Below are 11,237 nucleotides of genomic sequence, written 5' to 3' on the forward strand. Positions count from 1 at the left end.
CCGGCGCGGCCGGCTTCGTTGGCGTCCTGCACGCCGTTGCGGTTGCCGTCGACCCAGACGGTGTCGCCCAGTTCTGCCAGCTTGACCAGGCCGGCCAGACCAACAACAGCATCGACGCCGGCCTGGTCAAGCTGGCAGAACTGGGCGACACCGTCTGGGTCGACGGCAACCGCAACGGCGTGCAGGACGCCAACGAAGCCGGCCGCGCCGGCGTCAAGGTCACGCTGCTGGACGCCACCGGCGCCGCAGTGGCGACCGCGACCACCGACAACGGCGGCCACTACCTGTTCAACAACCTCAAGCCGGGCACTTACAGCGTCCAGTTCGACAAGACCACCATCGGCGACGGCTACGAGTTCACCACCGCCCACGCCGGCGGCAACGGCGCGGCCGATTCCGACGCCGGCGCCAACGGTGTGACGCAGCAAGTCACGCTGGGTTCGGGCGCCGTCAACCACGACCTCGACGCAGGCATCGTGGTGACGCAAGCCACCGTGGGCGACCGCGTGTGGGAAGACAAGAACGGCAATGGCGTGCAGGATGCGGGCGAAGCGGGCATCGTCGGCGTCAAGGTCGATCTGAAAGACGAGCAGGGCAACGTCGTCAAGACCACCACCACCGGCACCGACGGCAAGTACAGCTTCACCGTCGATCCGGGCAAGTACTCGATCTCGGTGACGGCGCCTGCGGGCTACACGGCCACCGGCCAGCACGCCGGCGACGCCGCCGCCGACAGCGACACCGGTGCCAACGGCCAGAGCGACCAGTTCACGCTGACCGCCGGCCAGGCCAACAACGACATCGACGCCGGCTTCTACAAGGGCGCGACGCTGGGCGACCGCGTCTGGCTGGATGCCAACAAGAACGGCGTGCAGGACGCGGGCGAAGCCGGCGTGGCCGGCGTCAAGGTCATCCTGCTGGACGCCAGCGGCAATCCGGCCGGCGCCACCGCGACCACCGATGCCAGCGGCAACTACAGCTTCACCAACCTCAAGCCGGGCACCTACAGCGTGCAGTTCGACACCGCCTCGCTGCCGGCCAATTACGTGCTGACCAACGCCGGCCAGGGCGGCAACGGCGCNCCCGATTCGGACGCCCACGTCAACACCGGCAAAACCGGCCAGGTCACGCTCAATTCGGGCGACCACGGCCAGGACCTGGACGCCGGCATCGTCGTGGTGCAAGCCACGCTGGGCGACCGCGTGTGGGAAGACAAGAACGGCAACGGCGTGCAGGACGCGGGCGAGCAGGGCGTGGACGGCGTGGTCGTCTCGCTCAAGGCGGCCGACGGCCACGTGGTCAGCACCGTCACCACCCATGACGGCGGCCAGTACGGCTTCACCGTCGACCCAGGCACCTACAGCGTATCGGTGGCGACGCCTGCGGGCTTCGTCTTCACCGGCGCGGGCAAGGGCGGCAATGGCGCGCTGGACAGCGATGTCGGCGCCGATGGCAACAGTGCCAGCGTCACGCTGGTCTCCGGCCAGAACAACGCGGACCTCGACGCCGGCGTGTACCGCCCGGCTTCGCTGAGCGAAATCGTGTGGATCGACGCCAACCGCGACGGCCGCCTGAACAACGGCGAAGTCGGCGCAGCTGGCGTCAAGGTCATCCTGCTCGACGCCAGCGGCAATCCGGTGGCCGGCGCTTCCGCCGTCACCGACGCCAACGGCCACTACCAGTTCAACGGCCTGGCGCCCGGCGTCTACAGCGTGCAGTTCGACAAGAGCACGCTGCCGGCCGGCTACAACTTCACCTCGGCTGCCCAGGGCGGCCCTGGCGGCGCGGGTTCGGACGCCGACACCGGCACCGGCAAGACCGCACAGGTCACGCTGGCCTCGGGCGACAACCTGACCTTGCGCGCCGGCCTGACCGTGCAGCAAGCCACGCTGGGCGACCGCGTGTGGGAAGACAAGAACGGCAACGGCGTGCAGGATAGCGGCGAAACCGGCATCGACGGCGTCAAGGTCGACCTGAAGGACAGCCTGGGCAACGTCGTCAACAGCACCGTCACCCACGACGGCGGCCAGTACAGCTTCACCGTCGATCCCGGCACCTACTCGATCGCCGTCACGGCCCCTGCCGGCTACGGTATCACCGCGCAAAACCAGGGCGGCAACGCGGCAGCCGACAGCGACATCAACGCCGTAGGCAAGAGCGGCAACGTCACGCTGACGGCCGGCCAGGTCAACAACACCGTGGACGCGGGCCTGTTCAAGTTCGCCGAACTGGGCGACACCGTCTGGAACGACGCCAACCGCAACGGCGTGCAGGATGCCAATGAAACCGGCCGCGCCGGCGTCAAGGTCACGCTGCTCGACGCCACCGGCGCCGCCGTGGCCACCGCCACCACCGACGTCGGCGGCCACTACCTGTTCAACAACCTGAAACCGGGCACTTACAGCGTCCAGTTCGACAAGGCCACGCTGGGCACCGGCTACGTGTTCACCAGCGCCCACAACGGCAGCAACGGCGCCGTCGATTCCGACGCCGACCTCGCCACCGGCAAGACCCAGCAGGTCACGCTGACCTCGGGCGCGTCCAACCATGATCTGGATGCGGGCGTCTCCGCGCTGCAAGCCACCATCGGCGACCGCGTGTGGGAAGACAAGAACGGCAACGGCGTGCAGGATGCGGGCGAAGCCGGCATCGTCGGCGTCAAGGTCGATCTGAAGGACGAGCAGGGCAACATCGTCAAGACCACCACCACCGGCGCCGACGGCAAGTACAGCTTCACCGTCGATGCAGGCAAGTACGCGATCTCGGTCACGGCGCCGACCGGCATGACGGCCACCGGCCTGCACACCGGCAGCAACGGCGCGATCGACAGCGATGTCAACGCCGCCGGCCAGGGCGACCTGATCACCGTGGCGCCAGGCCAGGCCAACAACGATGTGGACGCCGGCTTCTACAAGGGCGCGACGCTGGGCGACAAGGTCTGGTACGACACTAACAAGAACGGCCTGCAAGACACCGGCGAAACCGGCGTGGCCGGCGTCAAGGTGATCCTGCTGGACCAGGCGGGCAACCCGACCGGCACCACCGCGACCACCGACGCCAACGGCAGCTACAGCTTCACCAACCTGAAGCCGGGCACCTACAGCGTGCAGTTCGACAAGGCCTCGCTGCCGGCCAACTACCTGTTCACCGCGGCCGACCAGGGCAGCAACGACGCCAAGGATTCCGACGCCAACGCCACCACCGGCAAGACCGGCCAGGTCACGCTGACCTCGGGCGCCGTCAACAGCGACCTGGACGCCGGCCTGGTGGCCGTTCCAGCCAAGCTGGGCGACACCGTGTGGGAGGACAAGAACGGCAACGGCGTGCAGGACAGCGGCGAAGCCGGCATCTGCGGCGTCACCGTGCAGCTGAAGGACGCCACCGGCAAGATCGTGGCGACCACCACCACCGACACCGCCGGCCACTACAGCTTCACCGCCGATCCGGGCAGCTACACCGTGTCCGTCACCGCGCCGTCCGGCTACGCCTTCACCGGCAAGGACGCGGGCAGCGATGACGCCAAGGACAGCGACTTCGGCGGCAATGGCGTCAGCAATGTCGTCAAGCTGGCCGCAGGCGAAGTCAACAACACCGTCGACGCCGGCCTGTACAAGACCGCCTCGATCGGCGACCGCGTCTGGCTGGACACCAACAAGAACGGCATCCAGGACAGCGGCGAATGCGGCGTGGCCGACGTCAAGGTGATCCTGGTCGACGCCGACGGCAAACAGGTGGGCAACGCCGTCACCACCGATTGCGACGGCAACTACATGTTCACCGGCCTCAAGCCAGGCAGCTACACCGTGCAGTTCGACAAGGCCTCGCTGCCGGAGGGTATGGTCTTCACCAAGGCCAACCAGGGCAGCAACGACGGCGTCGATTCGGACGTGGACGCCAACGGCCTGTCGCATGTCGTCACCCTGGCTTCGGGCCAGGTCGACAAGAGCGTCGACGCCGGCCTGCTGGCCGCCGCCACCATCGGCGACAAGGTCTGGATCGACAAGAACGGCAACGGCCTGCAGGACGACGGCAGCGACAGCGGCAAGTCCGGCGTCACCGTCAACCTGCGCGACGCCGACGGCAACATCGTCAAGACCACCACCACCGACAGCAACGGCAACTACAAGTTCTCCGTGGCGGCCGGCACCTACTCGGTGGACATCAAGGCGCCGACCGGCTACCTGATCACCGCCAAGGACGTGGGCAGCGACGGCAACGTCGACAGCGATGCGGACGCCAGCGGCAACCTGGGTTCGATCACGGTCGTCTCCGGCCAGAACGCCACCAATATGGACGCCGGCCTGTATCAGAAAGGCTCCATCGGCGACAAGGTCTGGTACGACACCAACGGCGACGGCATCCAGCAATCGACCGAAGCCGGCGCGCGCAATGTCGTGGTCTCGCTGCTGAATGAAAAAGGCGTGGTCATCGCGACCGACACCACCGATGCCGGCGGCCTGTACTCGTTCACCGACGTCGGCCCGGGCAAGTACTCGGTCAAGTTCGACGCGCCGGAAGGCTATGTCTTCACCAAGCAGGACCAGGGCAGCAACGACGCCGCCGATTCCGACGTCGGCAGCAACGGCGCCACCGCGCAGTTCTCGCTGAACTCGGGCGTGAAGGACGCCACCCGCGACGCCGGCCTGGTCAAGGCCTCGAGCATCGGCGACACCGTCTGGGAAGACGCCAACTACAACGGCGTCAAGGACAGCGGCGAGAAGGGTGTCGATGGCGTCACCGTCAAGCTGTACGACGCCGCCGGCGCGCTCAAGGCCACCACCGTCACCCACGACGGCGGCCAGTACCTGTTCAATGGCTTGCAGGCCGGTTCGTACAAGGTGGAAGTGACCAACAACAGCGGCTGGTACTTCACCAAGACCGGCATGGGCACCGACGCCAACGATTCGGACATCACCAATGTCAGCGGCAACACCGGCCGCACCGATGCGATCACGCTGGCGACGGGCCAGAACATCACCACCGAGGACGCCGGCATCTACCGCAAGGCCAGCATCGGCGACAAGGTGTGGCGCGACGCTAACCACAACGGTATCCAGGACAGCGGCGAAGAAGGCATCGGCGGCATCAGCGTCGGCCTGTTCGACGCCGCCACCAACAAGCAGATCGGCACCACGATCAAGACCGATGCGAACGGCAACTACAAGTTCGCCGACCTGACGCCTGGCGACTACTACCTGGTGTTCGACAAGACCAACGTCAGCGTGTACTTCTCGTCCGACCGTACGACCTACAACATGAGCAACTGGAAGTGGGGCGTGAAGAACACCGGCAGCAACGATGCCATCGATTCGGACGTGGTGGGCGACGCCAAGGCGCTGACCAACGTGACCCATACCGATACCATCACGCTGGCTTCGGGCAAGAACGACATGAGCTGGGACGCCACCATCACCCCGATCGCGATCGACCTGAACGGCGACGGCATCCACACCATCGCCCGTTCGGCGATGACGGGCAGCTTCGATTTGCTGGGCACCGGCAAGGCGATCCAGTCCGGCTGGCTGTCCGGCAGCGACGGCTTCCTGGCCATCGACAGCAACGGCAACGGCAAGATCGACAGCATCAATGAGCTGTTCGGCGGCGCCAGCAAGGGTTCAGGCTTCGCCAAGCTGGAGACCTATGACAGCAACCACGACGGCGTGGTCGATGCCAAGGATGCGCAGTTCTCCAGCCTGCTGATCTGGCAGGACAAAAACAGCGACGGCAAGACCGGCGCCGGCGAGTTGCTGTCGTTGAAGGACGCCGGTGTGGTCAGCCTGAAGGTGGCTTACACCGAACTGCCGTTCGTCGACGCCAACAACAACCTGCACCTGGAGCGCAGCAGCGTCGTTCTGAGCAATGGCAAATCGGCCGACATGACCGACGTCTACTTCGACGTCGCCAGGGAAGACGCGGCGGCAGCCGGCGTGGCCGCACCGACCATCGCCGACCTGATCGGCGCAGAGCCGGCGGCAACCCTGGTGGGCCAGTGCCCTGTATCGCACGTATAAGATTTTTAGAACAATTTTTAAAACAACTTTTAAAAAAGAGAATTCATCATGACCATCAAATTCAACACCGCAATCAAAGCCGCCGCCGTTGCCGCCGCCCTGGCATTCTCCAGCGCCGGCCATGCCGCCATCAACGTGTCGGAAATGTCGCATGACGACGCATTCGAATACGCCAACTTCGACGCGTCCTTCTTCGGCGAACCATTTGGCACCACCATCACGCCATGGAAACTGAGCGGCGACGTCAACACCCTGGCGTTCTGCATCGATCCGACCACGCCGGCCGATTTCCAGGCCAACTACGGTGGCAATCCAGTTGCTCCTGGCAGCGACATCGCCGCGCTGTACGAAACGTCGTACAGCAAGGTGCTGAGCAACGGCGTCTACAATGCCAAGCAGGCAGCCGCCTTCCAGCTGGCCTTGTGGGAGCTGCTGGACAATAAAGACTTCGGCACCGGCGCGCTGATCCTGCCAGCCACTGGCGGCCTGGCAGCCGACAACGACCTGGTCGCCGGCTACGCCTACACCATGCTGGGCGACGCGTTGAGCTACCACGGCATCGGCGGCAGCTATGTCTACACCGAATACACCGCAGCCGGTTCGCAAGCGCTGCTGGGCGTGTCGGCCGTTCCCGAAGCCGACACCTGGGCCATGATGGCTGTCGGCCTGGGCCTGGTTGGCCTGATCGGTCGCCGCAAATCGGAAAAAAGCGAAAAATTCGCTTAACTCACGCTTGAATTAGTCCGTTTCGGATGGCGCGGTGGAACCGCGCCCCTCCAGCACGATATTCCTGGATTTGCAAAAAAGAAGCCGCCCTCATTGTTCGTTTGCTTGCCGAATTGACCCGCTCAGTTTGACCCGCCCGCCACACCCTCGCAAACGCTGCAACCCTGTCGTACGTCCCTTCAAAACCCAGCTGCTTTAGGTCTTCGTGGATCTGCTTTAACGTGCGTCGTTGCTTGCGAGACTTTGCTGCTTCGTCCTTTAGCATCCCCGATAGTTGGAACGCATACTTGTCGATCGCACTCGGCGTTCGCCGATCTGCATAGGAAGGCTCAGTCATCTCCGAGCGCAGGTAGCGTCGGACGGTGTTGCGAGAGATGCCCAATCGCCTGGCGATTTCTCTCAAGGGGATCTGGTCACGAATGTGCCAGCGTCTAATAATTCCAAGTAGTGCCACGTCGATCACTCCAATCCCCTACTCATCATCATAAGTAGGATTGTGGTCTAAACGTGGGTCAGATTCTGATGCAAATTACGGGGTAAGATGGGTCAGTTTTCGGTGCAAATCAACACGCAATCGACATTTGTGGCATAGCGTTTGACGGGATAAAACCGGCAGCTGCCATTTGATCGCGTTGAGCATCTGCTTCCGATGTCAATGTCATCGCCGGGTAGCTTGCTCCATATACATCAAATCTGAATTTTCGCAGCGGGTCATCATTAGCACTGACACTACTGCTACCTTTGGTTGAAGCGCTGCTGTCACTGACATACGCTTTGGCCAGACTCTGGCCCAGCGCATTGCCGAAGGCATCTGTAGCAATTCAAACTAGTCCTGCTTCATGGAGCTAAGCACATCCGTTGCAACCAGATTTGAGTACACAACTAAACTGCCGCGGGTGTAGGTGTCAATTGATCCGTTACCGCCGTGCCGCAGCCATGGTTCCGCAACGAGGCACTCGTTGACATTGAGCGCTCCAAGCTTGTTAAACAGTTTAGCTGCAGTCGATTCCCTAAGAACGTCTTCATGAATCTCCGGTTTAAGAAGAAAGTCATTGAACAAAAAATCAAGATTTCTTGTCACAAATGTTGATTGTCCTCTTTGTACCTCCAGGAAAAACACGGCTTCGAATTGAGACGACCAAAAAAAAATATCGCCGAATGCAGTGGTTGCCAATACAGTCGCATCTCCCAAAAGCGGCTGCCAGCCAGCCAAAATTTGCTTGGATGTAGAAAGATCAGGGACTAGCAAAAGTCCTTCATTGTAGACTCCTTGCTGAAGTCCCAGATCAGCCAACTTGTCATAAGCCTCTCCAGATGAAGGGCTTGTCATTCGAAAGTGGTCAAAAAAAATCATGGTGTTCCAGTCTTAAAGATAAAGCCTATGTAACTTTCTGGCGGCATAGAGTTAACCGCATTATATATCTGCGACTGACGCCAGTTATTTTGGGATCCCAGAGAACTATTTACGTTCGCTAGACCGTATCCAGTCACTCCAGAGGCTTTGCCACCGATGACCATATCAGGTTCGTGCAGCACTGCAAACCTTGTTGTATTCGTTGAGTTTTCTCTTTTGAAATTGTTCACAAATGGGTCACCTACGATTGGATTCGCGTCCCGGTATCGATTAATAGCCGATGCGGCGCTGGAAGGTCGACCATTACCATTAAAAGCTTCTATGTTTGCTTTAATCTCGCCGTTCTTAGCCGCTAAAAAAAAGAAGCCGTACCCATTATCCACGCGAACAGCAGTGGATTGGGGACGGCTTTTTTAAAATACTAAAGAGTCAGCGTTTGACCAGGTGCATACAAGGCAGATGGTCGAGGCCGTGTACGATTGCCGGAACGGACTCCGGCGCACAGTGATGGCATGGCGGGTGCTGGAGATAAATTTAAAGATTGGCGCGAGTTCGTAAAAAGGCCAGATACTTTGGGTCTTCTGTGGAAAATATTTCCAGGCCAGCGCCCATGTATGCACGCATTAGCTCATCTGTAGCTCGGGCTTCCTCATGCTGTTCAAATAGAACTTGCCCGTACCTCAAGTGTAAAAATGGGTTTCCGATTGCGCCCGGGCACGTCATCCCATATTCAAGTGCTTCTCTTGCGGAGGTTAAATAGCCTCCTAAAAAGGAAGCATCGGCAATCGCTGCCAGCACCCAAGTCGCGGCCTCCCACTCATTCTTGGGCTCCGGGATTAATTTCCACGCCTTGTTATAGTCGGAAATGGCAGCCTCAAATTTTCCGGCTTCTGCCAACTTGTCACCACTGGTGCAATGAGTCTTAATTTCGTCGTGCACGCGCTCATCTAACTCAAACTGATTACCCATTAAATATTACCTCTTCAAATTATCGAAACCAGGGGCCGGAGGCAAATATGTTTCTCCTAAGCGCGCTCCCGCTGCACTATTTGTAGACCCAAGTTGCAGCATATAGTTGTTCGGATCGAGCATGAATTGTCGCACTTCTGGTGACTTAGGACCGTAGAAGCGACCAGTCTGGTTCCACCAGGTGACTGCATCAATTTGATGCGCCATATCGACATTCGCGCCAATTCGCACAGTAGTTCCGTTCGGATTGACTAAATGCAAGTCGTTCGGATTACCGCGTAAGAGCGGGCCATCCCCGATGATTAATCCTTCCGAACGCATCCGCTCAACAACTTCTCGACCAGTCCGAGAATACTTGTCTGGAGTCGATCCCATGTACTGGTTACGTGCGCTAATCGTACGCTCATACCCCCCAGTCGGCTCTGTAACCTCAATCGTATTTTGCGTTCCTTGATATCGAAGTGTAGACAAGTTTGCTCTTGCAGCACCGGCCGATCCGAAAGCAAATGCTACTTGATCAAGAGCGGCAGCGTGCTGTGCCACGTTTATCCGGGTAGCCAGGTTTGTGTTTTGGGTTGCAATAACAGCAGCAGCACCAATCTGTCCGTCAGCCGCTGCGCCTACCAGCGCGGCAGTGGACCAAATAGCTTCCGGGTTAGCACGACCATACTGTTGTCCAATGCCCAGCAGTGCACTGCGTTCCGCCTCCAGTTCTGGAGTACGTACTGGCAGCGGATCCATGCCAAGCACATTATCTACCCCCGCCTTAAAGTCGTGCCAAAGACCGGGAGCATCATAGTCATAGCTCAGCTTGTGGATACGCTGGTTGACGTACTGTGCGTCCTCTGATGACAATGTTGCGCCAATCGCGCTCATGTCGGCTTTGGTAAAGGTCGAGGTGTCGCTCTGGATGTCGGTGGTCAGATATCCGTTCGCAAAATTTCTGATCCGCTGCGTGTCAGTGGCGGACTCGGATATGAAATTGGTATTTCCGTCGCGATACGCCAAGCTACGTGTACCCGTCACATCTACTTCAAGGGGGATACTTCCTGCAAGTTCGGCCGTAAAGCTGTCGGTTGAGGCACGCTTTAAGCTGGCGTTCAGTTGCGCAAGTTGATCTTGCCCTTGCGATGATGGGCTTCTCCCAATTTCGGCCAGGCTGCTGCCCAGCGCATTGCCGAATGCATCTGTAGCAATCCGTGGCCCCGACGCGAGCGGTCGTAATTCGGAGGCGAAAACCCAGATGCGATGCGGGCTGGTGGGCCGGTCGGCCCAAGTGCGGTGTGTTAAAGAACGAAAAAAATCCTGGACGCGAGTTTGGCCGATTTATCGCGCGCCGGCAAGGGCGAATGTGCCGGTTTTTACATGGCTTCGAGGTCGGGGTTTGACCTCGAAGCAGGCAGTTGGGCCAGCGGGGCCGGCCCTTTATCGAATCAAGGCAGGAACAGAACGTAGTGGTGCCACAGACCTGTCACCAGCAGGATGCCGTGTTTGCTGTTCTTGAATGGAATGCCGTGATGCTCGATACGGATAACGTGTGCTTTCATGAAGTTCTCCTTGAAAAGAAAGCGATAGGCGAATTTACCCATCACTTCTATTTATCAATCGCCGAAGATTTTCTGAATTTTCTGGGAGGCGGGCGGCTTGCCGCCCGCTGGGGTTTGCCGTTGACGTTGGGTTTGCGTTCGACCTGGCTGACGGCAGCGCGCGGGTGCAAGCGCCGGCGGCGCGCGCGCCGTGACCCTGGCCGAAGCCCTGCGCCCCAGGGCGCACACTATGGCTTGGCAGACGGGGAGGGGCGCCAGACATAACGCCTGTTCCGCGAGGTCGGCCCACCAAGTGAAGCGCAGCGTAACGACTGGGCCGACTTTGCGGAATGCGGCGTTATGTGACAATCGGGCGCGCAGCGCACGATTTCCCCCGAGGCGGCTGTGCCTTTGCGTTCGGCCTGACTGCCGGCGCAGCGCGGCCGCAAGCGAGGAACGAGCGCGCCTTGTTGGCCCACTTTCGCATCAAGCGTGGCTGTTGGATGCCGCGCAGCGGCTGGCGGTATCGCGCAGCGACTGGCGTTGTCGTGTACGGACTCGACCGGAGTGATGTGGCCGGCGGTGCTGCGCGGCGTTCGTCGTCACGTCCCAGCGCGGTCATCCTCGTCGTCGGCTTCGGCGCGCAGCNCG

The 11,237-nt window shown here is 60.6% G+C and carries 7 protein-coding genes; 2 read left to right on the plus strand and 5 right to left on the minus strand.

What is annotated here, in order from left to right; all coding sequences use genetic code 11:
* Both DUGA2_RS31990 and DUGA2_RS34290 read left to right on the plus strand, forming a co-directional pair.
* A partial coding sequence (locus tag DUGA2_RS31990; protein ID WP_210402616.1) for an SdrD B-like domain-containing protein occupies window positions 1-6,011 on the plus strand: 6,011 nt, incomplete at its 5' end.
* A 48-nt stretch (window positions 6,012-6,059) separates the two neighbouring features.
* Complete coding sequence (locus DUGA2_RS34290; protein WP_070273307.1) at window positions 6,060-6,737, plus strand: PEP-CTERM sorting domain-containing protein; 678 nt, start codon at window positions 6,060-6,062, stop codon at window positions 6,735-6,737.
* A 1-nt stretch (window position 6,738) separates the two neighbouring features.
* Here DUGA2_RS34290 and DUGA2_RS32000 read toward each other — a convergent pair whose 3' ends face one another.
* The 5 genes from DUGA2_RS32000 to DUGA2_RS33930 form a co-directional block, all read right to left on the minus strand.
* A complete protein-coding gene (locus DUGA2_RS32000; RefSeq protein WP_373994869.1) occupies window positions 6,739-7,200 on the minus strand; it encodes a helix-turn-helix domain-containing protein in 462 nt (153 codons plus the stop codon).
* A gap of 363 nt (window positions 7,201-7,563) precedes the next feature.
* Window positions 7,564-8,091, minus strand: a complete 528-nt coding sequence (locus DUGA2_RS34150; protein ID WP_071659010.1) for a DUF1851 domain-containing protein — start codon at window positions 8,089-8,091, stop codon at window positions 7,564-7,566.
* A complete protein-coding gene (locus tag DUGA2_RS35055) occupies window positions 8,088-8,474 on the minus strand; it encodes a polymorphic toxin type 15 domain-containing protein (protein ID WP_141753452.1) in 387 nt (128 codons plus the stop codon). Before DUGA2_RS35055 ends, DUGA2_RS34150 begins: the two co-directional genes overlap by 4 nt.
* A gap of 151 nt (window positions 8,475-8,625) precedes the next feature.
* Complete coding sequence (locus DUGA2_RS32005) at window positions 8,626-9,060, minus strand: hypothetical protein (protein WP_070273308.1); 435 nt, start codon at window positions 9,058-9,060, stop codon at window positions 8,626-8,628.
* Between the two features lie 6 nt (window positions 9,061-9,066).
* Complete coding sequence (locus tag DUGA2_RS33930) at window positions 9,067-10,068, minus strand: hypothetical protein (protein ID WP_141753453.1); 1,002 nt, start codon at window positions 10,066-10,068, stop codon at window positions 9,067-9,069.
* Window positions 10,069-11,237: the final 1,169 nt, after the last annotated feature.

This window comes from Duganella sp. HH101, from assembly GCF_001758795.1.
Taxonomy (GTDB): Bacteria; Pseudomonadota; Gammaproteobacteria; order Burkholderiales; family Burkholderiaceae_D; genus Rugamonas; species Rugamonas rivuli.

Coding starts and splice junctions, on each gene's coding strand:
- DUGA2_RS34290 (WP_070273307.1), top strand. CDS start 6,060: ATGACCATCAAATTCAACACCGCAATCAAAGCCGCCGCCGTTGCCGCC.
- DUGA2_RS34150 (WP_071659010.1), bottom strand. CDS start 8,091: ATGATTTTTTTTGACCACTTTCGAATGACAAGCCCTTCATCTGGAGAG.
- DUGA2_RS32005 (WP_070273308.1), bottom strand. CDS start 9,060: ATGGGTAATCAGTTTGAGTTAGATGAGCGCGTGCACGACGAAATTAAG.